This window comes from Inquilinus sp. 2KB_23, from assembly GCF_052115705.1.
Taxonomy (GTDB): Bacteria; Pseudomonadota; Alphaproteobacteria; order DSM-16000; family Inquilinaceae; genus Inquilinus; species Inquilinus ginsengisoli_A.
Genome location: NZ_JBFRHF010000001.1, coordinates 395,857 through 420,939, shown reverse-complemented (window position 1 = coordinate 420,939; position 25,083 = coordinate 395,857). Strand labels below are relative to the sequence as shown.

The 25,083-nt window shown below is 71.4% G+C and carries 24 protein-coding genes; 12 read left to right on the top strand and 12 right to left on the bottom strand.

Going from position 1 to position 25,083, the window contains the following annotated elements; genetic code table 11:
- The first annotated feature begins 29 nt into the window (after positions 1-29).
- The gene (locus tag AB4112_RS01825) at positions 30-926 is read left to right on the top strand and encodes a LysR family transcriptional regulator (protein ID WP_441716816.1); all 897 of its coding nucleotides are present in this window, start codon (positions 30-32) and stop codon (positions 924-926) included.
- Positions 927-950: 24 nt separating this feature from the next.
- Here AB4112_RS01825 and AB4112_RS01820 read toward each other — a convergent pair whose 3' ends face one another.
- From AB4112_RS01820 to AB4112_RS01810, 3 genes are all read right to left on the bottom strand, one after another.
- Positions 951-1,343, bottom strand: coding sequence for a hypothetical protein (locus tag AB4112_RS01820; RefSeq protein ID WP_309800429.1), 393 nt, complete (start codon positions 1,341-1,343; stop codon positions 951-953).
- Between the two features lie 132 nt (positions 1,344-1,475).
- Complete coding sequence (locus AB4112_RS01815; protein WP_441716814.1) at positions 1,476-2,303, bottom strand: ABC transporter permease; 828 nt, start codon at positions 2,301-2,303, stop codon at positions 1,476-1,478.
- A complete protein-coding gene (locus tag AB4112_RS01810) occupies positions 2,300-3,064 on the bottom strand; it encodes an ABC transporter ATP-binding protein (RefSeq protein ID WP_441716812.1) in 765 nt (254 codons plus the stop codon). Before AB4112_RS01810 ends, AB4112_RS01815 begins: the two co-directional genes overlap by 4 nt.
- A gap of 9 nt (positions 3,065-3,073) precedes the next feature.
- Between AB4112_RS01810 and AB4112_RS01805 the strand changes: the two genes are divergently transcribed.
- The gene (locus AB4112_RS01805) at positions 3,074-4,453 is read left to right on the top strand and encodes an ActS/PrrB/RegB family redox-sensitive histidine kinase (protein WP_441716810.1); all 1,380 of its coding nucleotides are present in this window, start codon (positions 3,074-3,076) and stop codon (positions 4,451-4,453) included.
- Entirely contained in the window at positions 4,450-5,037 is a 588-nt protein-coding gene (locus tag AB4112_RS01800; protein ID WP_309800422.1) for an ActR/PrrA/RegA family redox response regulator transcription factor, read from the top strand. Before AB4112_RS01805 ends, AB4112_RS01800 begins: the two co-directional genes overlap by 4 nt.
- A 23-nt stretch (positions 5,038-5,060) precedes the next feature.
- On the opposite strand, the gene AB4112_RS01795 is transcribed toward AB4112_RS01800, so the two are convergent.
- Positions 5,061-5,456, bottom strand: coding sequence for a RidA family protein (locus AB4112_RS01795; RefSeq protein ID WP_309800419.1), 396 nt, complete (start codon positions 5,454-5,456; stop codon positions 5,061-5,063).
- A 31-nt stretch (positions 5,457-5,487) separates the two neighbouring features.
- Complete coding sequence (locus AB4112_RS01790) at positions 5,488-6,384, bottom strand: PhzF family phenazine biosynthesis protein (protein ID WP_441716807.1); 897 nt, start codon at positions 6,382-6,384, stop codon at positions 5,488-5,490.
- A 109-nt stretch (positions 6,385-6,493) separates the two neighbouring features.
- Between AB4112_RS01790 and AB4112_RS01785 the strand changes: the two genes are divergently transcribed.
- Positions 6,494-7,372: a LysR substrate-binding domain-containing protein gene (locus AB4112_RS01785; protein WP_441716805.1), complete on the top strand. Its 879-nt coding sequence runs from the start codon at positions 6,494-6,496 to the stop codon at positions 7,370-7,372.
- Here the strand turns inward: AB4112_RS01785 and AB4112_RS01780 are convergent.
- A complete protein-coding gene (locus AB4112_RS01780) occupies positions 7,369-8,307 on the bottom strand; it encodes a GlxA family transcriptional regulator (RefSeq protein WP_441716803.1) in 939 nt (312 codons plus the stop codon). The two genes, AB4112_RS01785 and AB4112_RS01780, sit on opposite strands and share 4 nt — an antisense overlap.
- A 123-nt stretch (positions 8,308-8,430) precedes the next feature.
- Here AB4112_RS01780 and AB4112_RS01775 point away from each other — a divergent pair, with 123 nt between their 5' ends.
- The 5 genes from AB4112_RS01775 to AB4112_RS01755 all read left to right on the top strand — a co-directional run bounded on the left by AB4112_RS01775 (position 8,431) and on the right by AB4112_RS01755 (position 14,571).
- Positions 8,431-9,246 carry an SDR family NAD(P)-dependent oxidoreductase gene (locus AB4112_RS01775; protein WP_441716801.1) on the top strand — a complete coding sequence of 272 codons (816 nt, stop codon included), beginning with the start codon at positions 8,431-8,433 and terminating at the stop codon, positions 9,244-9,246.
- 162 nt (positions 9,247-9,408) lie between these two features.
- Positions 9,409-10,914 carry an amino acid permease gene (locus AB4112_RS01770; RefSeq protein WP_441716799.1) on the top strand — a complete coding sequence of 502 codons (1,506 nt, stop codon included), beginning with the start codon at positions 9,409-9,411 and terminating at the stop codon, positions 10,912-10,914.
- 78 nt (positions 10,915-10,992) lie between these two features.
- On the top strand, positions 10,993-13,167 hold the full coding sequence (locus AB4112_RS01765; RefSeq protein ID WP_441716797.1) for a heavy metal translocating P-type ATPase: 2,175 nt from the start codon (positions 10,993-10,995) through the stop codon (positions 13,165-13,167).
- A 76-nt stretch (positions 13,168-13,243) separates the two neighbouring features.
- Positions 13,244-13,663, top strand: coding sequence for a Cu(I)-responsive transcriptional regulator (cueR, locus tag AB4112_RS01760; protein ID WP_309800407.1), 420 nt, complete (start codon positions 13,244-13,246; stop codon positions 13,661-13,663).
- Positions 13,660-14,571: a lipid kinase gene (locus AB4112_RS01755; protein WP_309800405.1), complete on the top strand. Its 912-nt coding sequence runs from the start codon at positions 13,660-13,662 to the stop codon at positions 14,569-14,571. Before cueR ends, AB4112_RS01755 begins: the two co-directional genes overlap by 4 nt.
- Here the strand turns inward: AB4112_RS01755 and nhaA are convergent.
- Positions 14,537-15,757 carry a Na+/H+ antiporter NhaA gene (gene nhaA / locus AB4112_RS01750; protein WP_309800401.1) on the bottom strand — a complete coding sequence of 407 codons (1,221 nt, stop codon included), beginning with the start codon at positions 15,755-15,757 and terminating at the stop codon, positions 14,537-14,539. The genes AB4112_RS01755 and nhaA overlap by 35 nt on opposite strands.
- A 351-nt stretch (positions 15,758-16,108) precedes the next feature.
- Here nhaA and AB4112_RS01745 point away from each other — a divergent pair, with 351 nt between their 5' ends.
- A complete protein-coding gene (locus tag AB4112_RS01745; RefSeq protein ID WP_441716794.1) occupies positions 16,109-16,456 on the top strand; it encodes a BP74-related protein in 348 nt (115 codons plus the stop codon).
- Between the two features lie 36 nt (positions 16,457-16,492).
- Here AB4112_RS01745 and AB4112_RS01740 read toward each other — a convergent pair whose 3' ends face one another.
- The 5 genes from AB4112_RS01740 to AB4112_RS01720 all read right to left on the bottom strand — a co-directional run bounded on the left by AB4112_RS01740 (position 16,493) and on the right by AB4112_RS01720 (position 22,190).
- A complete protein-coding gene (locus tag AB4112_RS01740; protein WP_441716792.1) occupies positions 16,493-17,578 on the bottom strand; it encodes an ABC transporter ATP-binding protein in 1,086 nt (361 codons plus the stop codon).
- Positions 17,566-19,272, bottom strand: a complete 1,707-nt coding sequence (locus AB4112_RS01735) for an ABC transporter permease (RefSeq protein WP_441716791.1) — start codon at positions 19,270-19,272, stop codon at positions 17,566-17,568. The genes AB4112_RS01740 and AB4112_RS01735 overlap by 13 nt, the downstream gene beginning before the upstream one ends.
- Before the next feature lie 195 nt (positions 19,273-19,467).
- On the bottom strand, positions 19,468-20,472 hold the full coding sequence (locus AB4112_RS01730; RefSeq protein ID WP_441716789.1) for an ABC transporter substrate-binding protein: 1,005 nt from the start codon (positions 20,470-20,472) through the stop codon (positions 19,468-19,470).
- Positions 20,473-20,492: 20 nt separating this feature from the next.
- Entirely contained in the window at positions 20,493-21,074 is a 582-nt protein-coding gene (locus tag AB4112_RS01725; protein ID WP_441716788.1) for a histidine phosphatase family protein, read from the bottom strand.
- A gap of 3 nt (positions 21,075-21,077) precedes the next feature.
- Positions 21,078-22,190: an MBL fold metallo-hydrolase gene (locus AB4112_RS01720; RefSeq protein ID WP_309800390.1), complete on the bottom strand. Its 1,113-nt coding sequence runs from the start codon at positions 22,188-22,190 to the stop codon at positions 21,078-21,080.
- A 185-nt stretch (positions 22,191-22,375) separates the two neighbouring features.
- Here AB4112_RS01720 and AB4112_RS01715 point away from each other — a divergent pair, with 185 nt between their 5' ends.
- Together AB4112_RS01715 and AB4112_RS01710 are read left to right on the top strand one after the other, a co-directional pair.
- Positions 22,376-23,941, top strand: coding sequence for an MFS transporter (locus tag AB4112_RS01715; RefSeq protein WP_309800388.1), 1,566 nt, complete (start codon positions 22,376-22,378; stop codon positions 23,939-23,941).
- A gap of 58 nt (positions 23,942-23,999) precedes the next feature.
- Entirely contained in the window at positions 24,000-25,067 is a 1,068-nt protein-coding gene (locus AB4112_RS01710; RefSeq protein WP_309800386.1) for a LacI family DNA-binding transcriptional regulator, read from the top strand.
- The last annotated feature ends 16 nt before the right edge of the window (positions 25,068-25,083 follow it).

Here is a 25,083-nt window from a genome sequence, read left to right as displayed (position 1 = left end):
GATATGCTTTATTCCTGGAAGGAATGAAGATGAACCGACTGGCCGCCATGGAAGCCTTCATCCGCGTCGTCGACGCCGGCTCGTTCTCGGGCGCGGCCCGGCAGCTGTGCGTCGGCCAGCCGGCCGTGTCCAAGACCATCGCGCAGCTCGAGGACCGGCTGGGCGTGCGGCTGCTGCTGCGCTCGACCCACCGGCTGACGCCGACCGACGCGGGCCGGACCTTCTACCAGCGCGCCAAGCGCGCGATCGAGGAGGCCGACGAGGCTGAGCACGCCGCGCGCGGCGCCGCCGCGACGCTGTCGGGCCGCCTGCGCGTCTGCGGCGCCGTGACCTTCGCCCGGCTGCATGTGATCCCGCGGCTGTCACTGTTCCTGGCGGAGCACCCGGCCCTCGATGTCGACGTCGTGCTCGACGACCGGCAGATCGACATGATCGAGGCCGGGGTGGACTTGGCGCTGCGGATGGGCCGGCTGGACGATTCCACCCTGACGGCGCGGCGGATCGGGCAGTGCCGGCGCTGCGTGATCGGCACCCCCGCCTATTTCAAAGCGGCCGGCGTGCCCCAGGCCCCGGTCGACCTGGCGGCGCACCAGGCGGTCATCCACGACCAGCCCGGGGCCGGCGCGGCCTGGACCTTCCGCTGGGGCAGCGTCGAACGCTCCGTCACCTTGCGCGGCCGGCTTCGCGCCAACGCGGCGGAGGGCGTGCGCGAGGGGGTGCTGGGCGGGCTGGGCCTGGCCATCGCCTCGGAATGGATGTTCGCGCCGGAGCTGGCCTCCGGCGCCGTGGTGCCGGTGATGCAGGACTGGTCGCTGCCGCCGCTCGACCTGTGGGCGGTGTTCCCCAGCGGGCGGCAGGCCAGCGCCAAGGCCCGCGCCTTCGCCGACTTCGTCGAGGCACAGCTGTCGGGCGGGGCGACCCGCTGAACGGCCGAAGCAGGCCCCGGCGCCTCAGTGCTTCAGCAGGCGTGGCCGCTCCGCCGCCGGATCCGGCGGCCCGGCCGCCTGCTGCACCTGGGCGAGATCCCCGGCCCGGACGCCGAAGGACACTTCGAAGCCATCGGGCGTCGTCAGGGTGAGGATCAGGATCCCCGCCACATCGCCCTGCTCTAGCCGCAGCCCATCGGCAGGGTAGACGATCCGCAGGGAGTCATCCCGATGCCGCGCCCGAAGGGCCTGGCCGGCCATGCGGGGCAGGGTCATGACCAGCTTCGGCACGCAATCCGCCGGCAGGCTGAGGCTGGCGGGCCGCCCCTCGATGTCGACGACGCGGATGCGGATGCGGGAGCCGTCGGGCGCGATCTCGAAGGTGGTGAGATCGGCCGCTTCGATGTCAGTGCCCATGGCAGATCGACCACCATTCCTTCGCCGGAAAGACCGCCTTTGCGGCTGTCTTGCATCGATGACGATCGGGTCTTCGGGTTACGGCGCGATGTCCGGGCCAGGGAATCTGGTTACAGCAGCAAGGGAACGTCCCTATTCCCCCTGCTGCAGCAGCGAGCCGCGGTCGCGGGCGCGGTGGAAGCCGTAGGTGAAGGCGGCGCAGCCGATGGCAAGCCACAGCAGGTTCAGCCCGGCCGCTGCGAGGAAATGGCCGGCGTCGAAGCCCTGGCCGTGCAGCAGCCCGCGCATGCCCTCGAACACATGGGCCGGCGGCGTCGCCAGCGCCACCCATTGCAGCCAGCCGGGCAGCACCGCCACCGGATAGTAGATCGCGCTGATCGGCGAGATGGCGAAGACGATGGCCCAGGCCAGCCCTTCCGCCCCCATGCCGTAGCGCAGAATCAGGGCCAGCACCACCAGGGCGATGGCCCAACCGGTGACGATCAAATTGACGAAGAAGGCCAGCAGCGGCAGGCCGAGGCTGAAGATGTTCCAATGGTACAGGAGGATCGCCAGCAGCGCCGCCGGCACCACCCCGGCCAGGGTGCGGATCAGGCTCATCGCCATCAGCGACACCGCCCATTCCCAGGGCCGCAGCGGACTGACGAAGAGATGGCCGAGGTTGCGGCTCCACATCTCCTCCAGGAACGAGATCGACATGCCGAGCTGGGCCCGGAACAGGAGGTCCCACAGCAGCACCGCCGAGAGCAGCACCCCGGCCGCCTGGGCCTGCCAGTTCATGGTCGGCGCCAGGCTTTCGGTGATCAGCCCCCACACCACCATCTGCACCGTCGGCCAATAGGCCAGCTCGATCAGCCGCGGCACCGAGCCGCGCAGGATGTAGAGATGGCGCAGCATCACCGCGAGGATGCGGCCCGCGGCCGAGCCGCGCTGAGGAGCGGACGCAGCGGTCAGGCTCATTGCGCCGCCGCCTCCAGCGGTGCGCGGCCGCTGCGGGCGATGTCCAGGAACACCTCCTCCAGGTCGCTGCGGCCATAGCGGGCGATCAGCTCGTCGGGCGATCCCTGGTCGACGATCCTGCCCTCGCGCATCATCAGGACGGAATCGCAGAGCCGCTCGACCTCGCCCATGTTGTGGCTGGCCAGCAGGATGGTCGCCCCCCGCTCCGCCCGATAGCGCTCCAGCATGCCGCGCACCCAGTCGCCGGTGTCGGGGTCGAGCGACGCGGTGGGTTCGTCCAGCAGCAGAAGTTCGGGCGCGTTGACCAGCGCCTTGGCCAGCGCCACCCGGGTCTTCTGCCCGGCCGACAATTTACCGGACGGCCGGTCAATGAATCCGGTCAGGTCCAGCATCTCCGCCAGCTCCGCGATCCGGCCGCGGCGGTCGCGCACGCCGTACAGCCGGGCGTAGACCGCCAGGTTCTCCTTCACCGTCAGCCGATGCGGCAGATCGACATAGGGGCTGGAGAAGTTCATCCGGGGCAGGACGGAATAGCGGTCCCGTGCCATGTCGTGGCCCAGCACGGTGATGCTGCCGCCGCTGGGCAGCAGCAGGCCGAGCAGCATCGAGATCGTGGTGGTCTTGCCGGCGCCGTTGCCGCCCAGCAGGGCGACGGTGGCGCCGCGCGGCACGGCGAAGGAAATCCCGTCGACCGCGGGCGCGGCACCGGGACTGAAGCGCTTGGTCAGGCGGTCGGCTATGATGGCGGCGTCGGAGAGCATGGAGCGAGCATGGACGGCCATCCGCAAAATGACCAGGGGGCCCCGATGGGCCTGGCGGCGGATCACGGCCAGGGGGCGGTGACCCGCCCGCTGCCGGAGGCGCCGGACGCCCTGCCCGGGCGGCGGATGCAGGCGCGGATCAGCCAGATCACCCTGATCAAGATCCGCTGGGTCGCGGTGGCCGGGCAGGCCGCCAGCCTGCTGCTGGTGCATTACGGCCTGGGCTACACCCTGCCGCTGTGGCCGGCGCTGGCGATCGTCGCGATCTCGGTCGCGCTGAACACCGCCGCCTTCATCCAGGGCAAGTGGCGGCTGCGGCTGATGGAGCGCGATGCCGCGCTGTATCTCGGCTACGACCTGGCCCAGCTGGTGGCGCTCTTGTTCCTCACCGGCGGGCTGATGAACCCCTTCGTGGTGCTGATGCTGGCGCCGCTGACGGTCTCGGCCACGCTGCTGAGCTACCGCAGCACCGCGACGCTGACCGGCCTGGCGCTGGGCGGCATCAGCCTGCTGGCCTTCTGGCACTATCCGATGCCCGGCGGCATGGCGCCGAACGCGTCGCCCTATCACCTGGCCATCTGGATCGCGATGGCGATCGCCATCACCTTCATCGCCCATTACGTCTGGCAGGTCGCGGCCGATGCCCGCCAGGTGTCGGACGCGCTGGGCGCCACCCAGATGGCGCTGGAGCGCGAGCAGCGGATCTCCCTGCTCGGCGGCCTCGCCGCCGCGGCGGCGCACCAGCTGGGCACGCCGCTGGGCACCATCACCCTGATCGCGCGCGAGATGCGGCGCGACGCGCCGGCGGACAGCCCGATGGCCGAGGACCTGGCGCTGCTGGAGCAGGAGGTCGGCCGCTGCCGGGACATCCTGACCGAGCTGGCGCGGCGGCCGGAGCCGGATGACGGCGACCCGTTCCGGCTGATGAGCCTGCCGGCGCTGGCCGGGGCCGCGGCCGAGACCTACCTGCACGCCGAGAACCGCCGCCTGGCGGTCACCGCCGGCGACGGCCCGCCGGGCCAGACGCTGGTGCTGCGGCGGACGCCGGAGCTGATCCACGGCCTGGGCAATTTGATCCAGAACGCCCTGCAATTCGCCCGCAGCCGGGTCGAAATCTCGGCCGAATACGGGCCGAAGACGGTGGTGCTGAAGATCGTCGACGACGGGCCCGGCTTCCCGCCCGCCCTGCTCGGCCGCCTCGGCGAACCCTATGTTTCCGGCCGCGGCGAGGACAGCGACCACATGGGCCTGGGCATCTTCATCGCCGCCACGCTGCTCGAACACAGCGGGGCACACCTGTCCTTCTCGAATGGCCCGCAAGGCGGCGCGGTTATTGCAGTTGCGTGGCCGAGGCATAAATTTGAGAGGAAAGAGAGGACTTGGTCATGACCACCACCCCCGCGACCCTTACCGCCGAGCAGCCGGCGCCCCTGCCGGCGCGCGACGCGGCGAGGAGCCTGCTGATCGTCGACGACGACATCGCCTTCCGCACCCGTCTGGCCCGTGCCATGGAGAAGCGTGGCTTCGAGGTGGTGACCGCCGACGGCCTGGCCACCGGCATCGACCTGGCCCGCCGCGTCGCCCCCGCCTTCGCGGTGCTGGACCTGCGGCTGGGCGACGGCAACGGCCTGGACATCGTGCCGGTGCTGCATGAGGCGCGGCCGGAGAGCCGGGTGATCATGCTGACCGGCTACGGCAACATCGCCACGGCGGTGGCCGCGGTGAAGGCCGGCGCGGTCGACTACCTGGCCAAGCCCACCGATGCCGACCAGATCGAGGCGGCGTTGCTGAACCCGGGCGAGAGCCTGCCGCCGCCGCCGGAAAACCCGATGTCGGCCGACCGCGTGCGGTGGGAGCACATCCAGCGCGTGTTCGAGCAGTGCGACCGCAACGTGTCGGAGACGGCGCGCCGGCTGAAGATGCACCGCCGCACCCTGCAGCGCATCCTGAACAAGCACGCCCCGAGGGCCTGACCGCCCCGGGGCCGGCTGCGGGCTCAGCCTGCTGCCGGCTTCGGCAGCCGGGCCGTCGCCTCGATCTCGACCCGCATGTGCGGCTGCACCATCTGGGCGAAGATCGTGGTGTTGGCCGGCCGGGCGGCCTCGCAGTTGCGGCGGATGATCGGCAGGATGCGCTCGAACTCCGCCTGGCTGGCGACGTAGATCACCACCCGCACCAGGTCCTCCAGCCCCGCCCCGGCCTGGCCGAGCGCCCAGGCGATGTTGCGGAAGCAGTTCTCGCACTGGGTTTCGACATCCTCCGGGAAGGTGAAGGCCGCCGCGTCGAAGCCGGTGGTGCCGGACACCAGGACCCAGCCGTCGACCACCACGGCGCGGGCATAGGCCGCCTTATCCTCATAGGGCGATCCGGTGAAGATGCGCTCTCCGATCATGGTCTCGATCCTTTTCGCTGGTGATGGAGTCTCAGAGCCGCAGCGTGCCGTCGGCGACGGTGACGCAGCGTCCGTGCACTTGCACGCCCTCGGGTCCCAGCCGGACCGTGATCCGGCTGGGACGGCCGAGCGCGTGGCCCTGTTCGATGGTGACCTCGCCGACCGCCGGCGCCAGGCCGCGCTGGGCGAGGTGCCAGGCCAGGGGGCCGGCGGCGCTGCCGGTCGCGGGGTCCTCGGTGATGCCGACGGTCGGGTTGAAGAAGCGGGCCTGGGCCGCGGCCGCCGGGTCGATCGGGTCGAGGCTGTAGAGGTAGCAGCCCTGGGCCACGACCAGGCGGAGGGCGGCCAGCAACCGGGCGGCGTCGGGCCGGGCGGCGGCGACGGCGGCGCGGTCGCAGGCCTGCACCAGCAGATGCGACGCCCCGGTCGAGACCACCCGCGCCCCCAGCAGCTGGTCGCCGTCGCCGAGGCCGAGCGCCGCCGCCAGCGCCGCAAGGTCGGGATGCTCCGCCAGCGCCTGGGGCGCCGCCTGGGTCAGGCCGATGGTGGCGAGCACCCCGCCTTCCGCCCGCACCGCGACCGGCAGCACCCGACCGCCGAGCTGCTGGTGCAGCGCCAGCCCGTCGCCGAGCGGGCCGAGCCGACCCGATTCCGCCAGCCACCACCACGCGCCGAGCGAATTGTGGCCGGCGCCGACCACCTCGTCGCCCGTCGGGGTGAAGGAGCGCAGCCGCCAATCCGCGCCGGATGCCGTCGGCGCCAGCAGGAAGGTGGTCTCGGACTGGTTGAACTCGCGGGCGATCCGGCGCATCGCCGCCTCGTCCAGCGCATCGGCCTCCGGCACCAAGGCGAGCGGGTTGCCCGACAGCGGTTGGTCGGCGAAGACATCGACCAGATGGAACGGCATGGTGCGGCGCGAGGCGGTCATGGTGGCCCGGGGAATTGAGGTTGCTTCAGGTGTCGAAGCCATGATCCCCTGGATCGGCCGATCGCCCTAGGGAGATCTCCTCAACTGCTATTGAGATAATCTCACAAGCATGACCCAGCCCTCGCTCAACGCGCTGCAGGCGGCCGAGGCCGTGGGGCGCCTCGGCTCGCTGTCCCGCGCCGCCGAGGCGCTGGGCGTGACGCCGAGCGCGATCAGCCACCGGCTGCGCGGGCTGGAGGCGCAGCTGGGCGTCGCCCTGTTCGACCGCGGCGAGCGCGGCCTGGTGCCGACCGCCGCCGGCCGGCGGCTGCTGCCGGCGCTGGGCGACGCCTTCCAGCGCATCGCCGCGGCGGTGGCGGAGACCACGGCGCAGGACCGCAGCACCGTGACCGTCACCTGCGGCCTGGCCTTCGCCGCCAAATGGCTGGTGCCGCGGCTGGTCGGGCTGGCGGCGCAGCATCCGGATCTGGAGGTCCGGCTGGTCACCACCAGCCGGCTGGTCGAGTTCGACCGCGAGGATGTCGACCTCGGCATCCGCTTCGGCCGCGGCCGCTGGCCCGGCCTGCGGGCCGAGCCGGTGGCGCCGCAGCCGCTGGTGCCGGTCTGCGCCCCGGCGATCGCCGCCGACCTGCTCGACCCCTTCCACACGGCCAGGGTGCCGCTGATCGAGGATGAGCAGAGCCTGTTCGGCTGGGACGACTGGTTCGCGGCCGGCGGCCCGGCGGCGCTGGCCGACCATCCCCGCCGGCGCTTCCCCGACGCCTCGCTGGCGGTCGAGGCCGCCTTGGCCGGGCACGGGCTGTGGCTGGGCTGGCCGCTGGTGGTGGAGGACGCGCTGCAGGCCGGCCGCCTGGTCCGCCCCTTCCCCGGCACCATCGACGCCGGGCTGGGCTTCTGGTTGGTGTCGACCCCGGCGCGCTGGCGTCGCCCCCAGGTGGTGCGGTTCCGCCGCTGGATCGCGGGTTCGGTCGAGGCCCCCCGGCCCTAGGCCGCCACCCGCGCGGCGCGGCGCACCGCCTGGGGCGGCTGGCCGAAGGCGCGCAGGAAGGCGCGGCGCATCCGTTCGCGGTCGGCGAAGCCGGTCTCGGCCGCGATCACATCCATCGAATGGCGACCCTGCTCCATCATCACCCGCGCGGCTTCGACCCGCAGGTTCTCGATCGCCTTGGCCGGGGACTGCCCGGTCTCCGCCCGGAAGGCGCGGCTGAACTGGCGCGGGCTGAGATGGGCCGCCTGGGCCAGATCCTTCACCGACAGGACGCTGCGCAGGTTGCGCCGGGCATGGTCGAGGGCGCGCTGCACCCGGTCCGATTTCGGTTCCAGCTCCAAAAGCGCCGAGAACTGCGACTGGCCGCCGGCGCGGCGGTGGTAGACCACCAGCTTGCGGGCGATCGAGCGCGCCATCTCCGGCCCCAGGTCCCGCTCCACCAGGGCGAGGGCCAGGTCGACGCCGGCGGTCATGCCCGCCGAGGTCCACACCGACCCGTCGCTGATGAAGATGCGGTCCTCCTCGACCTTCACCTTGGGGAAGCGGGCCTGGAGGTCGCGGGCGAAGGCCCAGTGGGTGGTGGCGCGGCGGCCGTCGAGGATGCCGGCCTCGGCCAGCACGAAGGCGCCGGTGCAGGGCGCCGCCAGCCGCCGCGACGTTCCCAGCGACCGCTGCACGAAGTCCAGCAGCCGCGGCGTCGACGGCTCGACAATGGTGCCGGCGCCGATCATGACGGTGTCGAATTCGGCCGTGCCGAAGGCCTCGGTGTCGACGCTGAAGCCGGCCGAGGCCCGCACCGGCCCGCCATGCTCCGACAGCAGGCGGATGCTGTAGACCGGCGCCTCGGACGACAGGTTCGCCATCTCGAACACCGTGATGGCGCTGAAGCTCATCACCTGGAAGTCGGGGAAGACGACGAAGCCGACGCTGTGCATGACGCTCTCCGGAGGCATGTCCCAAAACGTTGTATATATGACATTCCGGTCGGGCGCCATCAGCCACACCTCTAGGCCATCGCATTCGCCTGCTGCGGCGGGCACCGAGAGGGAACCGACATCATGACCACCATCGCGGACAAGGGCACGGCGCTGATCACCGGCGCATCATCGGGCATCGGCGCGATCTATGCCGACCGGCTGGCGCGCCGCGGCCACGACCTGATCCTGGTCGCACGCAACCAGGAGCGCCTCGACGCCCTGGCGCAGCGCCTCCGGGACCAGACCGGCCGGACGGTCCGCACCGTCGCCGCCGATCTCGGCGACGCCGCCGGCCTGGCGCGGGTCGAGGCGCTGCTGCGCGAGGACGCCAGCATCACCACGCTGGTCAACAATGCCGGCTTCGGCGCGACCGCGCCGCTGCTGGCGTCGGACATCGGCCGGATGGTCGAGATGATCGCCATCAACGTCACCGCGCCAACCCGGCTGGTCCATGCCCTGGCCCCAGGGCTGGTCGCCCGCGGCGGCGGCACGATCATCAACATCTCCTCGATCGCCGCGGTCTCGCCGGAGATCCTGAACGGCGTCTATTCCGGCACCAAGGCCTTCGTCCTGGCCTTCAGCCAGTCCCTGCACCACGAGCTGGCCGACAAGCAGGTGCGGGTCCAGGCGGTGCTGCCCGGCGCCACGGCCACCGAGTTCTGGGGCATCGCCGGGGTGCCGCTGGAGCATCTGCCGGGTGAGATCGTGATGCCGGCCGAGGCCATGGTCGACGCGGCGCTGGCCGGCCTCGACCAGGGCGAGCTGGTCACCATCCCGGCGCTGCCGGAGCTGGCCGACTGGCAGGCCTACGACGCCGCCCGCCTGGCGCTGAAGCCGAACCTGTCGCGCCAGGCCCCGGCCGCCCGCTATGGCGTGCGCAGCGGCGCCGCGGGATAGGCGCCAGGATTCGGCGACCCATGGCAGTCCGGCGACAAGACTATCGTCGCCGGACTGTCATGCAATCCTATGCGATGCGTTGACGATACCTTCCGTGGCGGCCTAGCGTTCCAGACTTCCCGGCCAAACCTGGAACAAGCAAGAAGCGGAGCGGAAGACAAGGTGACCGAAACAACCGTCCCGGCGGCCTATGCCGTCAATTCCGCGGCCTCGACCACCAAGCAGGCCTGGCTCGAATCCCATGAGGAGGGCTACCACAAGGGACTGAAGTCCCGGCAGGTGCAGATGATCGCCATCGGCGGCGCCATCGGCACCGGGCTTTTCCTGGGCGCCGGCGGGCGGCTGCAGATCGCGGGGCCGGCCCTGGCCCTGGTCTACCTGGTCTGCGGTTTCTTTTCCTTCCTGATTCTGCGGGCGCTGGGCGAGCTGGTGATGCACCGCCCGACCTCCGGCAGCTTCGTGTCCTACACCCGCGAGTTCCTGGGCGAGCGCGCCGCCTTCGTCGCCGGCTGGATGTTCTTCCTGAACTGGGCGATGACCGGCATCGTCGATACCACCGCCGCGGCCCTGTACATGCAGTACTGGTCGATGTTCTCCGACGTGCCGCAATGGCTGTTCGCGCTGGTCGCCATCGGCCTGATCACGGTGATGAACCTGGTCGGGGTGAAGTGGTTCGGCGAGATGGAGTTCTGGTTCTCGCTGGTCAAGGTCGCGGCGCTGGCGCTGTTCCTGATCATCGGCGTCGTCATCCTGGGCGGCGGCACCGAGGTCGCCGGCCATGCCACCGGGCTGCAGCTGGTGTCCGCCAATGGCGGCATCTTCCCGCACGGGCTGCTGCCCGCCGTCATCATCGTCCAGGGCGTGGTCTTCGCCTATGCCGGGATCGAGCTGATCGGCACTGCCGCGGGCGAGACCGAGGACGCGCGCAAGATCCTGCCGCGGGCGATCAACAGCGTGATCTGGCGCATCGCGCTGTTCTATGTCGGCTCGGTCGCCCTCTTGGTGCTGCTGCTGCCCTGGACCGCCTACAAGGCCGGCGAGAGCCCCTTCGTCACCTTCTTCACCGCGCTGGGCGTGCCGGGCATCGGCACCATCATGAACATCGTGGTGCTGACCGCCGCGCTGTCCAGCCTGAACTCCGGCCTCTACTCCACCGGTCGGGTGCTGCGGTCGATGGCGATGGGCGGGTCGGCCCCCGAATTCGTCGGCAAGATGAACGCCCACAAGGTGCCCTATGGCGGCATCCTGGTGACGGTCGCGATCTACTGCATCGGCGTGGTGCTGAACTACCTGGTGCCGTCGCAGGTGTTCGAGATCGTGCTGAACATCGCCTCGCTCGGCATCGTCAGCACCTGGGCCTTCATCCTGGTGTGCCAGCTGATGCTGCGCCGGGCAGTGGCGCGGGGCGAGGCCGAGCGGGCGGCGTTCCGCATGCCGGCCGCCCCGGCCAGCACCTGGATCACCCTGGCCTTCCTGTTCGGCGTGCTGGTGCTGATGGCCTTCGACTATCCCGTAGGGACGCTGACCATCTCGTCGCTGCCGGTGATCGCCATCGTGCTGGCGGTCGGCTGGCGGCTGGCCCGCGACAAGGTCAGGGCGATGACACCGACCATCCCGTCCGTCGTCCTGACCCAGCGGGTGCTGGAGGATGGCGAAGAGCTGCCGTAGCCGAGGCTGCCCCTGCCGCATGGCAGGGACCTGATGGGGGCTTGACCTTCCAGTTGCTGGAATCCCCATCTCCCCTCCATGAGCACCACAGCCTCCGTCCGACTGGACATCACCGGCATGACTTGCGCGGCCTGCGCCGGCCGTGTCGAACGCGCCCTGTCCCGCACGCCCGGCGTGCTGAAGGCCAGCGTCAACCTGGCGCTGGAGCGGGCCGACATCGCCCTGGCCCCGGACGGGCCGGACCGCATAGCACTGGCCGAGGCGGTGCGCGACGCCGGCTACGACGTGCGCCCCGCGGCTGCCCCCGGTGAGGAGGCCGAGGGCCGGCCCTGGATCGAGACCGCGACCCTGGCCGCGGCGGTGCTGCTGACCCTGCCCCTGGTCCTGAACATGACGGCGATGGCGCTGGGCCTGGCCTGGCACCTGACGCCGTGGACCGAGCTGGCGCTGGCGACCCCGGTGCAGTTCTGGGCCGGCGCCCGCTTCTACCGCGGCGCCTGGGCCTCGCTGCGCCACCGCAGCCCCGGCATGGACGTGCTGGTCGCCCTGGGCACCAGCGCCGCCTGGGGCTTCAGCGCGGTGCAGGTGGCGCTGCATGGCGACATGGCGATGGGCCAGCTGTACTTCGAAGCCTCGGCGGTGGTGATCACCCTGGTGCTGCTGGGCAAGCGGCTGGAGGCGCGGGCCAAGCGCGGCGCCAGCGCCGCCCTGCGCGCGCTGATGGCGCTGCGCCCCGAGACCGCGCGGGTGCTGACCGCGGACGGCCCCGTGGAGCGGCCGGTCGATGAGCTGCGCCCCGGCGACCGCATCCTGGTCCGCCCCGGCGAGCGCTTCCCGGTCGACGCCACGGTCGAGGCCGGCGAGAGCGAGGCCGACGAATCCCTGGTGACCGGCGAAAGCCTGCCGGTGGCCAAGCGCCCCGGCGACACGGTCGCCGCCGGCGCGCTGAACGGCACCGGCGCCCTGACCCTGGCGGCGACGGCGGTGGGCGAGGATTCGACCATCGCCCGCATCGTCCGGCTGGTCGAGGCGGCACAGTCGGGCAAGGCGCCGATCCAGAAGCTGGTCGACCGGGTCAGCGCCGTGTTCGTGCCGATCGTGCTGGTCCTCGCCGTCGCCACCTTCGCCGGCTGGCTGCTGGCGGGCGGCGGCATCGACCAGGCGCTGGGCGCCGCGGTGGCGGTGCTGGTGATCGCCTGCCCCTGCGCCATGGGCCTGGCGACGCCGGCCGCCATCGTCACCGGCACCGGCGCCGCCGCCCGCGCCGGCATCCTGATCCGCGACATCGAGACCATCGAGCGGGCGCCGCGCATCGACACCGTGGTGTTCGACAAGACCGGCACCCTGACCGAGGGCCGGCCCGCGGTGACCGACATCGTCGCCCCCGGCGGTGATGAGACGTCGGTGCTGGCCCTGGCCGCCGCGGTGCAGGCCGGCAGCGAGCACCCGCTGGCCCGCGCCGTGGAGGCCGAGGCCATGCGGCAGGGCGTCACCGTCCCGGCCGCGACCGGCATCACCGCCCGGCCCGGCCGCGGCGTGTCCGGCACCGTCGGCGGCCGGAGCGTCATCATCGGCAATGCCGCGCTGATGCAGGAGAGCGGCGCCGCCCTGCCCGAGGCCCTGGCGCAGGCGCTGGCCGAGCGCGAGGCCGCCGGCCGCACCGTCATGCTGGTGGCGATCGCCGGCGAGGTGCGCGGCGCCATCGCCGTCGCCGACCCGGTGCGTGCCGGCGCGGCCGAGGCGGTGGCACGGCTGACCGCCCTGGGCATCGCTACCCGGATGCTGAGCGGCGACGCCCGCGCCGTGGCCGACAGCGTCGCCGCCCGGATCGGCGTCACCGAGGTCGAGGCGCCGGTGCGGCCGGAGGACAAGGTCGCCACCATCGCCCGGCTGCGCCGCGGCGGCGCCCGGGTGGCGATGGTCGGCGACGGCATCAACGACGCCCCGGCCCTGGCCGAGGCCGATCTGGGCATCGCCATGGGCGGCGGCACCGATGTGGCGATGGCGGCGGCGGCGATCACGCTGATGCGCCCGGACCCGCGCCTGGTGGCCGACGCCCTGGCGATCAGCCGGGCGACCTGGAACAAGGTGCGGCAGAACCTGTTCTGGGCCTTCGCCTACAACGTGATCGGGCTGCCGCTGGCGGCGCTGGGCCTGCTGAACCCGGCGCTGGCCGGCGCCGCGATGGCGCTGAGCAGCATCAGCGTCGTCGCCAACGCGCTGCTGCTGCGGCGCTGGCGGCCGCGGGCGTGATGGGCCTGGACCGTATCGGAGCTTGCGCACCGGGCATCGGATTTGGTCCACTGCACCGGCGAGGGAGACGAGGGCCATGAACATCGGCGAAGCGGCGCGGCGCTCGGGCCTGCCGGCCAAGACCATCCGCTATTACGAGGAGATCGGGCTGGTCCACCCGGACCGGCGCGACAACAACTACCGCGACTACGGCGCCCACGCGCTGGAGGTGCTGCGCTTCCTGCGCCGGTCGCGTGAGTTCGGCTTCACCATCGAACAGTGCCGGTCGCTGCTGACGCTGTACGAGGACCCCACGCGCTGCTCGTCCGAGGTCAAGCACCTGGCATCGACCCGCATCGTCGAGATCGACGACAAGATCCGCGAGCTGGAGGCCCTGCGCGAGAGCCTGGGCAAGCTGGTCCATCAATGCCCCGGCGACCGTGACCCATCCTGTCCGATCATTGACGAGCTGGCCGGCACCCCCTTGGCGCACGCGGCCATCGCCGCGATGCGATGATCGCACGCCGCGCGCTGTTCCTGGTCAATCCCAAGGCCAGCCGGGCCGGGACCGGCCTCGACGCGGTGATCAAGACCCTGACCGATGGCGGGATCGAGCCGGTGCGGCCGATCCACGAGGATGTCGACACCCTGATCCGGCGCCACGCCGCGGCGGTCGACTGCGTCATCGTCGGTGGCGGCGACGGCACCCTGAACCACGCCGCGGCGGCGCTGATGGAGACCGGGCTGCCGCTGGGCGTGCTGCCGCTGGGAACCGCCAACGACCTGGCCCGGACCCTGAACCTGCCGGCCGACCCGGTGGCGGCGGCGCAGGTCATCGTCGATGGCTGGCTGCGCAGCATCGACCTGGGCGAGGTCAATGGCCGCCCGTTCTTCAACGTCGCCAGCCTGGGCATGAGCGTGGACCTGGCCAAGTCGCTGGACGGCGGCACCAAGAAGCGCTGGGGCCGCTTCGGCTATGCCCTGGCGGCGCTGCGGCTGGCGCGGCGGCTGGAGCGGTTCACCGCCGAGATCGAGGTCGACGGCCGCGTCATCCGCGGCAAGACCATCCAGATCGCGGTCGGCAATGGCCGCTACTACGGCGGCGGCATGACCATTTCCGAGGATGCCGCGCCCGATGACGGCATGCTCGACGTCTATTCGATCGAGGTCGACCACTGGATGTGGCTGGCGGCGATGTACCCCTCGTTCCGCGCCGGACGGCACGGCAAATGGGACGAGGTCCAGGCCTTCCGCTGCCGCGAGGTGCTGGTCCGCACCCGCCGGCCGCGCGACGTCAACACCGACGGCGAGGTCACCACCCAGACCCCGGCGCGGTTCCGGGTGCTGCCGAAGGTGATCCGGGTCTACGCCCCGCCGGCCAGCGCCGCGGTCACGCCCGGGTCGAAACCGGCCGCGGCGGGCTGACCGCGAGCAGCAGGGCGCTGCCCAGCGCCGCCGCGATCAGCGACCCCGCCAGCACGCCCAGCTTGGTCGCGGTCTGCAGCCCCGGGTCGTCGAAGGCCAGGGCGCCGATGAACAGACTCATGGTGAAACCGATGCCGGCCAGCACCGAGACGCCGGCGAGATGGGCGGTGGTCGCCCCCGCCGGCACCGCGGCGAAGCCCAGCCGGATCGCCGCCCAGGCGGTGACGCCGACGCCGAGCGACTTGCCCACCACCAGCCCGGCGGCGATGCCCAGCGGCACCGGCTCCAGCAGGCTGCCCAGGGTGGCCCCGGCGAAGGAGACGCCGGCATTGGCGAAGCCGAAGATCGGCACCACCAGGAAGGCGACGACGTCGTGCAGGCTGTGCTCCAGCCGCAGCAGCGGTGGCTCGTCCTCATCCTCCGCGGTGCGGTCGAGCGGCACCAGGAAGGCCAGCACCACCCCGGCCAGGGTGGCGTGCAGGCCGGATTTCAGCACGAACAGCCAGACCACGGCGCCGACCACGAGATAGGCCCACACCGCCTGCACCCGCAGCCAGTTGAAGACGCACAGCACGGCCACGCCGCCGGCCGCCCAGGCCAGGTAGGGCAGCGAGATCTCGCCGGTGTAGAACAGGGCGATGATCACCACCGCGGCGACGTCGTCGATGATCGCGAGCGCGGTGAGGAAGACCTTGAGCGACACCGGCACCCGGCTGCCGAGCAGCGACAGCACGCCCAGCGCGAAGGCGATGTCGGTGGCGGCCGGGATCGCCCAGCCGCGCAGCGCCGTGGGGTCGCCGATGTTGATGATGGCGTAGATGATGGCCGGCAGGATGACGCCGCCCAGCGCGGCGATGCCGGGCAGCATCAGCGTCTCGCGCGACGACAGCTCGCCCTGCACGATCTCGCGCTTGATCTCCAGCCCGACCAGCAGGAAGAACACCGCCATCAGCCCGTCATTGACCCAGTGCAGCAGGGTCTTCTCGAGGCCGAGGCTGCCGAAGTGCAGGCCGATCGGCAGGTCCAGCAGCTGCTGGTAGGCGCCGGCCAGCGGCGAGTTGGCGGCGGCCACGGCCAGGGCCGCGACCACCATCAGCACGATGCCGCCCGCCGCCTCGATCTCGAGGAAGGAGCGGATCGCCGAGATCGGCTTGTGCACCAGCCAGGTCTTCACGGGGTCCGGCATCGGCTCCTGTCCGGGCAGCGGTGTGTCGAGGCCGCCAGGGTGGGCGATCGGACCGCCGGGCTCAACCGGAATCGGGTTGCGGATGCAAGGCAAGCAGGTGATCGCGTCGCCAGCCCGCTTTCGCGGGAATGACGGTCGGAGCGGAAAGAAACGGCCGAAGCCGCTATCTGCGCACCAAGAGCTCGTGGATCGCGATGCCGCCATTCGGTAATATCATTAAATATTACATAAAATTGCATTCTATATTCAAGAATCATCAATTGACTCGCGATCATTACACAATTACTTTCATTATGAGTGTGATTCATCGTCAAATTTACCTTTTAAATCAAATAACAATGGAGGATAAAAATGCCTGCTTACTTCGTGTTTGTGCAAGCATCAAGCCCCGGACATGAATTCATCATCCAGCTCGATGACCAAACAAAAATACAGAAAGCCCGTGATATCCTGTCGGGCAAGGAAACGGAACAAATTCACGTTCACGGGCGGATCGTCAAACGGACGGCGCCGTACAATCCGAAATTCAGCTTCTACCTCGATCCCAGCACGATCGATTTCTTCTCTCAGGCGATCGAGGTCTGCGACGCGAACATGGTCTATGTCGAAGACCATATCGACGAGGCCTGCGGCGCCTTCCTGCCGGGCTGCCACTGGTGTCCCTGGGACTCCCGGCTGGAGCGCGAGATCACGCCGTAACCGGCCTTCGGCGACTTTCACCTTGGCGGCGGAGGTCTACTCCGCCGCCATCGCCCCGGCGCCTGACACCGCCGGCATCAGCCAGCCATCCTCGACCCGGAGATGCAGCCGCGCCCCCTCCTCCGGCGGCGGGCCGCGATGGGCGACGCGCAGCACCCGGTCGGGGTCGGCATCCGGCCGGCAATGCAGGATGGTGACAGCGCCTTCGAACACCGCGCGGTCGAGCCGGGCCGGGATGCCCGCCGCCGGATCGAGCGCCAGGCCCTCGGCCCGCAGGCAGGCGGTTTGCGCCGGCGTGCGCCCCCCCGGGCCGCTGCGCAGCCGCACCGCATGGCCCCACAACTCGGCGGCGCACAGGCCGGTCCCGGCGCCGCCGCGCCATTCGACCGGCACCACCATGCCGCGGCCGACGAAATCCGCCACCATGGCCGTCGCCGGCTCGGCGTAGAGGCGGCGCGGCGCCGCCACCTGCTGCAGCCTGCCGTGGTCCATCACCGCGATGCGGTCGGCCAGCGCCATCGCCTCGGACTGGTCGTGGGTGACGTAGACCACGGTGGCGCCGAGCTGGCGGTGCAGCCGGCGGAACTCCGCCTGCAGCGCATCGCGCAGATGCACGTCGAGATTGGCCAGCGGCTCGTCCATCAGCACCAGCGACGGCGCCATCGCCAGGCAGCGGGCCAAAGCGACGCGCTGGCGCTGGCCGCCAGACAGGGTGTCGGGCCGCGCCTCGGCCCGGTCGGACAGGCCGACCGCTGCCAGCGCCTGGTCGGTGCGGTGGGTGCGGTCCGCCGCGGCCAGGCGGCGGATGCGCAGGGCATAGTCGACATTCTCCCGCACATTCATGTGCGGCCACAGCGCGTAGGACTGGAACACCATGCCGATGCCGCGCTCCTCCGCCGGCACCGCCGGCCCAGCCCCGGCCACCGTCCGGCCGCCGATGCGGATCACGCCGCGGTCCGGCGCGTCGAAGCCGGCCAGCAGGCGCAGCAGGGTGGTCTTGCCGCAGCCGGACGGGCCGAGCAGCGCCAGGAACTCGCCTTCGGCCACGGCGAGGTCGACGCCGTCGACCGCCATCCGCGCGCCGAAGCGCTTGCCGATTCCGGTGATGTCTACGGCAGCCATGGCAGCGATCCCCTGGGCAGGCGGCGGGCGAACAGGCTGGCGAGGCCGGCGAGGCCGAGCGTGACGATCACGGTCAGCACCGCGACGGCGGAGGCGGCGGTCGACGCCCCCTCGGCCTGCAGCGAGAACACGATGACGCCGACCGTCTCGCTGCCGCGCGACCACAGCAGGGCCGACACCGTCAGCTCGTTGAAGGCGGTCAGGAACACCAGGATGGCGGCGGTGGCGACCGCGGGCGCCACCATCGGCAGCATGATGCCGGCCAGGCGGCGCGGCCCGCCGGCGCCGGCGATCCGCGCCGCTTCCTCCGGCGCCGGGTCGGCCTGGGCGATCGCCGCCGCGATCGGGCGCAGCGCCAGGGCCAGGAACCGCCCGAGATAGGCGACCAGGATGATCCCCAGCGTGCCGTACAGGCTGACCCCGATCAACGGCAGCGGCCGCAGCAGCAGCATGATCACCGCGATCGCGGTCAAGACGCCGGGCAGCGCATAGGGCAGGTCGGCGACGGCGTCGAGCCAGCGCATCGCCCGCCAGCGCCGCGCCTCGGCGTAATAGGCCAGCACCAGCCCGGCCGCCGCCGTGGCCAGCGCCGCCGACCCGGCCAGGATGGCGCTGTTCAGGAAGGCGCGCTGGGTCGCGTCGTGCTGGAACAGGATATAGGCGAACTGGTCCAGGGTGGCCGTGGCGAAGGTCAGATCCACCCCCAGCGCCGGCACCAGGGCCGAGGCCAGCAGGGCCAGCAGCGGCGCCACCGCCAGCACGGCGAGGATCAGCCACAGCGCCGCCTCGACCCAGGGCCAGGCGCGGCCGAGCGGCAGCACCGGACCGGTCGGGCCGGTGCGCACCAGCACCGGTGCCCGCCGCGCCGCCCAGCGCTGCAGCCCGAGGCCGATCGCCGCCAGGATCGCCAGCACCAGCGCCAGCGCCGCGACCTCGCCCAGCACCGAGGGGCCGAAGCCGCTGAGCCGCTGGTAGATCAGGGTGGTCAGCACGCTGTAGCGGCCGGGGATGCCGAGCAAAGCGGGCACGCCGAAATTGCCGATCGCCGAGACGAAGGCCAGGGCGGCGCCGGCCAGGAAGGCCGGGCGCAGCAGCGGCAGCAGGATGCCGGTCAGGATGCGGGGTCCCCGGGCGCCGGCGGCGCGCGCGGCCTCGACCAGGTCGCAGGGCAGGCTTCGAATGGCGGCGGTGACGGCGAGGAAGACCAGCGCCGCATGCTCCAGCCCCATGATCCAGATCACGCCGCCGCCGGAATAGAGCGGATGGTTCGGCCACGGGCCGGTGACGGCGTCGAGCATTGCGCGGGCCGGCGTGCCGGCGTCGAGCAGCCGGATCCAGGCCAGGGCCGCGATCTGCGGCGGGATCAGCATCGGCAGCAGGCACAACAGCGCCATCGGCCCGCGGCGGCGCACATCGGTCAGCCCGATCGCCAGCGCCAAGCCGCCGCCGACCAGCACCGAGACGATGGTGGAACCGAGGCTGGCGACCAGCGTGTTCTGCAGCGCCCGCAGCGTCGCCCGGCCGCCGAGCATGGTCAGCGCCGCCTCCGGCTGCGCCAGCCCCTCGGCAAACAGGCGCAACAGCGGCAGGGCGCAGAACAGCAGGACATAGGCCCCGGCCGCGGCCGCCAGGGCGGGGTCGCCCCAGCGGCGGGGGCGGAACTCTATGGAGGTGGCTGCCAGGGAATCGGTCACGGGCGCGCTGGAACTACGATCGACGATCTCGGAACCTCCGCGTTTAACCCGTCAGGGCGACGACGCCTACGCCTCTTTGCTGTCATTGCCCGGCTTGACCGGGCAATCCAGGGGCCACCAAGAGCCGCTCTGGCCGCCCCTGGATGCCACGGTCAAACCGTGGCATGACAACTGAAAGAGCCAGTCAGGCCGCCCTCACCCCCCGAAGGCGTCGGAGAACTTGCGCTTGTTCTCGTCCACGCCTTTGGACAGCACCTCGTTCGAGACCGGCATCAGCTTCAGCGCCGACGCCGCCGGACGGCCCGGCGGCAGGGCGACGCCCGGTTTGCCGGGGATGTAGCCCTGCTTGGCCATGTAGGCCTGGCCGTCATCCGACAGCAGCCAGTTGACGAAGGTCTTGGCGTCGGCCACGTCGTCCGCCGTCTTCAGGATCGCCACCGGCTCGGTCACCACCGACACGCCGTCGGCCGGGTAGACGAAATCGACGGGCGAGCCCTTGGCCTTGGCGTTCAGCGCCATGAAGTCGACGATGATGCCATACGACTTCTGGCCGGTGGCGACCGCGTCCATCACCGTGCCGTTGCCCTGGCCGGCCACGGCACCGTTGGCCGCCAGCTTGTCGAGATAGTCCCAGCCCAGGCCGGACTGCGCCGCCACGGTGCCGACATGGATCACCGCGGCGCCGGAATAGAGCGGGCTGGCCATGATCACCTGGTCCTTGGCGGACGCGCCCAGCAGGTCCTTCCAGGAGGTTGGCGCCGGCACACCCGACTTGGTGTTCCAGGCGATCCCGGTCGGGATCAGCTTGGTGCCGAAGAACATCTTGTCGGGATCGGCGAAGCCGTCGGGGAAGCCGTCGGGGAAGCCGGCCAGCGGCGCGTCGGTGTAGGCCAGCAGCCGGTTGTCATCCTTCAACTGCTGCATCGCCACCGCATCGGCGATGAACACCACGTCCGGCTGCGGCGCGCCGGCGGCGAATTCGGCCTGCAGCTTGTTCAGCACCTCGGTGGTGCCGGAGCGGAAGAATTCGACCTTCACCTCCGGATGCGCCTTGTTGAATTCGGCGACCAGCGCCGTCATCGCCTCGTTCGGGGTCGAGGTGTAGATCATCAGCGACCCCGGCGCGGCCAACGCCGCGGTCGAGAGGGTGACGGTCAGGGCGGCGGACGCGGCAGCGGCGAGGAGAAGGCGGCGGAGCATGTGCGTCGATCCCAAGTATTTTAGACAATGGATTGGGTGCTAGCAGGTTCCGGTTGCAGTTTCGTGACCGGATCGGCCGTCCAGGGCCCGCCCGGGCCGTCCGGCGGGACGAAACGCACCGGCAGCCCGTTGCCGACGCCCTTGGCCTCGAACGCCAGGCCCAGCCGGTCGCGCAGCACCCGCATGATGCCGGCATGCGCCACCACCAGCAATGGCGACGGCCCTGCCGCCAGCAGCGGCTCCAGCGCCACCCAGGCCCGGTCGCGGAACCCCTCCCAGCTTTCGCCGCCCTCGGGGACCATGAAATAGTCCGGGCGGTCGGCCACCAGCCGGCCCTCCCAGGCGCCCCAGCGGCGCTCGACCAGGCCGGCATCAGTGGTGACCGGCAGGCCCAGCGCCTGGGCCACGATCTCGGCGGTCCGCAGCGCCCGCCGCAGCGGGCTGGCGACGATGCGGCGGATGCCGGCGCCGGCCAGCAGGGCGGCGGCGTCGCGCGCCTGGGCCTCGCCGAGATCGGTCAGCGGGCTGTCCAGGGCGCCGGCGATCACCCGCTCATGGTTGGCGGCGCTCTGGCCGTGGCGGAGGAACAGGAAGGGCGGCATCGGTCAGATTTCCACCGTGTCGGGATTCGCGAGATCGGCGGGGGCGATGCGGGCCGGGGCGAAGGCCTTGGCCCAGACGTCGCGGTGGCGGGCGTCGCCGAAGGCCGGGATCACGATCTCCGCGCCGACTGCCCGCGACAGCTCGGCGTTCTGCGACAGGCGCGGATGCACCGGCCAGCGCAGCGCGATCGCCCGTCCCTCCTCCACCGCCCGCCGCGCCGGGGTGCCGGCGGCGATGTAGCCGGTGGCGACCACCGGGCCGTCGGCGGCGCCCCAGCCCTCCAGCAACGGCTTCGCGGCGCCCCCGGTGGCGTTCGGCTTGGCGGCGATGATCGGCCGCTGCGGCGGCGGCTCGAAGCTCTCGATCGGGTCGATCCGGCGGCGCAGGGATTCCAGCATCGAGGCGGCGCCGGGGCGCAGCCAGGCCGGGTCGGCGATCAGCCGGTCGATCATGTCGCGGTTGGCGTCGCACACCGCCGGCCGCTGCTCATGCGCCATCGCCGCGGCCAGCGCGATCTCCGGCCCGCGCCCGCCGGCCGGGGCCAGCAGCAGCGACCGCTTGGCGGCGAAGACCGGGGCGAAGGCGGCCAGCCGGTCCTCATGCCGTGTGTCGTCGTCGCCATAGGAGGCGTCGAGGATGGCGAGGCGGGCGGAGGGCGGGCTGCGGTCGACCGCGAAGACCACGGAATCGAAGCCCATGTCGCCGGCATAGAACAGCCCGGCGCCGATCGCGAGATGCAGCCACACCCCGCCCGGGGCATGGCCGGACCGGCCGCAGGTGACGACGAGGCCGCCCGGCAGGGTGTTGCGGCCGAGGGCGAGCGGCCGGCGGTCGACCGCCAGGTCCCGCGGCAGCGCTTCCAGCACCGGCGGGGTGGCATGGACCGGCAGCGGGCCGAACCGCTCCACCGCCTCGGGCAGGGCGTCGACATGATCGGGATGGGCGTGGCTGAGCAGGATGGCGTCGATGCGGCCGAGCCCGGACAGGTCGGGCCGCATGCCCTCGTCCGGCCCGGCGCCGCAATCGAGCAGCAGGCGCAGCCCGTCCGCCTCCACCAGGAAGCAGGCGGGGCCCTTGCCCCCGACGCCTGAGATCGCCCGCACGCTCGCCGCCATCTGATCCTCCGGATCGTCGGACCTGCGTAGCCGGGATCGCCGCGGGACGCCACCCCTTCGCCGGCCGGGCAGCGATGCCGGATCGATATCTCTGAAACAAGGATCGCCCGGGTTCAATCCCGGCCGGGAGAGCACGACGTTGGAGGGCAGGCCTTCCCCGCGGCTCACCCTGGAAAGAGCGACCGATGACCATTTCCCGCTCCGGCAGAAACACCGTCGCGCTGGCCGCCATCTGCCTGGCGGCGCTGATGTTCGGCCTTGAAATCTCCAGCGTGCCGGTGATCCTGCCGACCCTCGAACATGTGCTGCATGCCGATTTCAAGGACATGCAGTGGATCATGAACGCCTACACCATCGCCTGCACCACGGTGCTGATGGCCGCCGGCACGCTGGCCGACCGCTATGGCCGCAAGCGCATCTTCCTGGTCAGCCTGGCGGTGTTCGGCATCACCTCGCTGATCTGCGGCGTGGCGGAGAGCACGCCGGTCCTGATCGTCAGCCGCTTCCTGCAGGGCATGGGCGGTGGGGCGATGCTGATCTGCCAGATCGCCATCCTATCGCACCAGTTCCAGGCGGGCCGCGAACGCGGCAGGGCCTTCGCCACCTGGGGGATCGTGTTCGGCACCGGCCTGGGCTTCGGCCCCATCATCGGCGGCATGATCGTCGCCGTGTCGAACTGGCAATGGGTGTTCCTGGTCCATGTCGTGCTGACCGCCCTGACCGTGGCCCTGGTGTTCGGCAGCGTCGAGGAATCCCGAGACCCGCAGGCCAAGCGGCTGGACCTGCCGGGCATCGTCACCCTGTCGCTGGCGGTGTTCGGCCTGACCTACTTCATCACCCAGGGGTCGGATCTCGGCTTCGGCAGCGCCGCCGCCCTCGGCATCATCGCCGCCGCCGCGGCCAGCTTCATCGCCTTCATCGTCGCGGAGCGGCTGAACCCCTATCCGATGTTCGACTTCTCGGTCTTCGGCATCCGCAACTTCTCGGGCGCACTGATCGGGTCGGTGGGCATGAATTTCAGCTTCTGGCCGTTCATGATCTACCTGCCGATCTATTTCCAGAGCGCGCTGGGCTACGACGTCGTCACCGCCGGGCTGTCGCTGCTGGCCTACACCCTGCCCACCCTGGTGATCCCGCCGCTGGCGGAGCGGCTGTCGCTGCGCTACCAGCCGCGCCTGGTCATCCCCTTCGGCCTGTTCACCATCGGGCTGGGCTTCATCCTGATGCGGATCGGCAGCGGCGCCGACCAGGCCGGCTGGCTGACCATGCTGCCGGGGTCGCTGGTGGCCGGCACCGGCCTGGGCCTGACCAACACGCCGGTGACCAACACCACCACCGGCTCGGTGCCCAGCACCCGCGCCGGCATGGCCTCGGGCATCGACATGAGCGCCCGGCTGATCACCCTGGCCATCAACATCGCGCTGATGGGCTTCATCCTGCTGGAAGGGGTGCTGTCCTCGCTGAGAAGCGCCCTGCCCGGCGCCTTCGACGCGGCGCAGCTGCGGACCCTGGCGGAACGCACCGCCGCCGGCAATCTGGGGGCGCTGCCGCAGGACTTCCCCGCGCTGTCCGCCCTGGATCCGTCCGGCACCGTGCTGCATGCGGCCCTGGTCCACGGCTTCGGCCTGGTGATGCTGTATGGCGGCATCGGCGTCTGGGTCCTGGCCGTGGCCAGCTTCATGGTCTTCGGCCCCCGCAACGCCGAGGCTGGCGCGGCCGGGTTGGCCGCCTGCTCCACGGCGGAGAAGTAGCCCGCCCTGCCCCATTCGGGACGGTTGACTCCCGCATGAAACGTTTCATAGTTGCGGGATGTCGCAGCGGAAGACGACGATCCGGGAGGTCGCGTCGCGGGCCGGCGTCTCGCTCGGCACGGCCTCCAACGTGTTCAACGACAAGACCAGCGTCGCCGCCGAAAGCCGGCAGCGCGTGCTGGATGCGGCCGAGGCGCTGGGCTATCGCCCCAACAGCCTGGCCGCCGGGCTGCGCCGCCAGCGCACCCGCACCATCGGGCTGGTGGTGCCCGACGTGCTCAACATCGTGTTCAACGAGCTGGTCGAACACCTCGAGAACCTGGCGCTGTCGCAGGCCTACGAGGTCATCATCGTCACCTCGCGCGAGGACCCGGAGCGCGAGCATGAGCGGGTGCGGGCGCTGCTGTCGCGCCGGGTCGACGGGCTGATCATCATCCCGACCCGCGACTGGTCGGCGACCGAGCGCGAGATGCGGCATCACCGCATCCCGGTGGTGGTGCTGGACCGCGTCGCGGCGAAAGACCATTTCCCGTCGGTCGCGTCCGACAACGCCGCGGCGACCCGGGCCGGAACGGACTACCTGCTCGGCCTCGGCCACCGCGACCTGGCCTTCGTCATCAATTCCACCCGGCTGTGGAACAGCGCGGCGCGGGTCGACGGCTTCCTGGCGGCGATGCGCGATGCCGGGCTGCAGGACCGCGCCCGGGTGCTGCTGCCGGGCATGACCGAGGAGGAGACCCGGGCCGGGGTGCTGCCGGTGCTGGCCGGGCCGGATCGGCCGACCGCGATCTTCACCGGCAGCAACGTCGCCACGCTGGGCGTGCTGCGCGCGGTGCAGGATGCCGGGCTGGCGATCCCGCAGGACCTGTCGCTGCTGGCCTTCGACGATTTCGCCTGGCTGACCGTGCTGCGGCCCTTCGTCAGCGCCATCCGCCAGCCGACCGAGGCGCTGGCCGGGCATGCCTGGCGCATCCTGACCGCGGGGTTCGAGGCGCCGGACCGGGCGGCGGAGCACATCCGCCTGCCGGCGCCGCTGATCGCGCGCGAAACCACGGCTGCGCCACCAGCGATGAAAGCTTTCAGCCCGGCACGGAGGCGGGCGACGGAGGAGGCCGGACCGCCGTAGCAGCCAACCGGGCGGA

Bases quoted from the DNA above. Each gene is read 5' to 3' on its own strand.
- AB4112_RS01785 (WP_441716805.1), top strand. From the start codon at position 6,494: ATGACCCAGCCCTCGCTCAACGCGCTGCAGGCGGCCGAGGCCGTGGGG.
- AB4112_RS01800 (WP_309800422.1), top strand. From the start codon at position 4,450: ATGACCACCACCCCCGCGACCCTTACCGCCGAGCAGCCGGCGCCCCTG.
- cueR (WP_309800407.1), top strand. From the start codon at position 13,244: ATGAACATCGGCGAAGCGGCGCGGCGCTCGGGCCTGCCGGCCAAGACC.
- AB4112_RS01795 (WP_309800419.1), bottom strand. From the start codon at position 5,456: ATGATCGGAGAGCGCATCTTCACCGGATCGCCCTATGAGGATAAGGCG.
- AB4112_RS01790 (WP_441716807.1), bottom strand. From the start codon at position 6,384: ATGACCGCCTCGCGCCGCACCATGCCGTTCCATCTGGTCGATGTCTTC.
- AB4112_RS01805 (WP_441716810.1), top strand. From the start codon at position 3,074: ATGGACGGCCATCCGCAAAATGACCAGGGGGCCCCGATGGGCCTGGCG.
- AB4112_RS01715 (WP_309800388.1), top strand. From the start codon at position 22,376: ATGACCATTTCCCGCTCCGGCAGAAACACCGTCGCGCTGGCCGCCATC.
- AB4112_RS01765 (WP_441716797.1), top strand. From the start codon at position 10,993: ATGAGCACCACAGCCTCCGTCCGACTGGACATCACCGGCATGACTTGC.
- AB4112_RS01810 (WP_441716812.1), bottom strand. From the start codon at position 3,064: ATGCTCTCCGACGCCGCCATCATAGCCGACCGCCTGACCAAGCGCTTC.
- AB4112_RS01710 (WP_309800386.1), top strand. From the start codon at position 24,000: ATGTCGCAGCGGAAGACGACGATCCGGGAGGTCGCGTCGCGGGCCGGC.
- AB4112_RS01780 (WP_441716803.1), bottom strand. From the start codon at position 8,307: ATGCACAGCGTCGGCTTCGTCGTCTTCCCCGACTTCCAGGTGATGAGC.
- AB4112_RS01725 (WP_441716788.1), bottom strand. From the start codon at position 21,074: ATGCCGCCCTTCCTGTTCCTCCGCCACGGCCAGAGCGCCGCCAACCAT.
- AB4112_RS01730 (WP_441716789.1), bottom strand. From the start codon at position 20,472: ATGCTCCGCCGCCTTCTCCTCGCCGCTGCCGCGTCCGCCGCCCTGACC.
- AB4112_RS01820 (WP_309800429.1), bottom strand. From the start codon at position 1,343: ATGGGCACTGACATCGAAGCGGCCGATCTCACCACCTTCGAGATCGCG.
- AB4112_RS01815 (WP_441716814.1), bottom strand. From the start codon at position 2,303: ATGAGCCTGACCGCTGCGTCCGCTCCTCAGCGCGGCTCGGCCGCGGGC.
- AB4112_RS01825 (WP_441716816.1), top strand. From the start codon at position 30: ATGAACCGACTGGCCGCCATGGAAGCCTTCATCCGCGTCGTCGACGCC.
- nhaA (WP_309800401.1), bottom strand. From the start codon at position 15,757: ATGCCGGACCCCGTGAAGACCTGGCTGGTGCACAAGCCGATCTCGGCG.
- AB4112_RS01775 (WP_441716801.1), top strand. From the start codon at position 8,431: ATGACCACCATCGCGGACAAGGGCACGGCGCTGATCACCGGCGCATCA.
- AB4112_RS01755 (WP_309800405.1), top strand. From the start codon at position 13,660: ATGATCGCACGCCGCGCGCTGTTCCTGGTCAATCCCAAGGCCAGCCGG.
- AB4112_RS01720 (WP_309800390.1), bottom strand. From the start codon at position 22,190: ATGGCGGCGAGCGTGCGGGCGATCTCAGGCGTCGGGGGCAAGGGCCCC.
- AB4112_RS01740 (WP_441716792.1), bottom strand. From the start codon at position 17,578: ATGGCTGCCGTAGACATCACCGGAATCGGCAAGCGCTTCGGCGCGCGG.
- AB4112_RS01745 (WP_441716794.1), top strand. From the start codon at position 16,109: ATGCCTGCTTACTTCGTGTTTGTGCAAGCATCAAGCCCCGGACATGAA.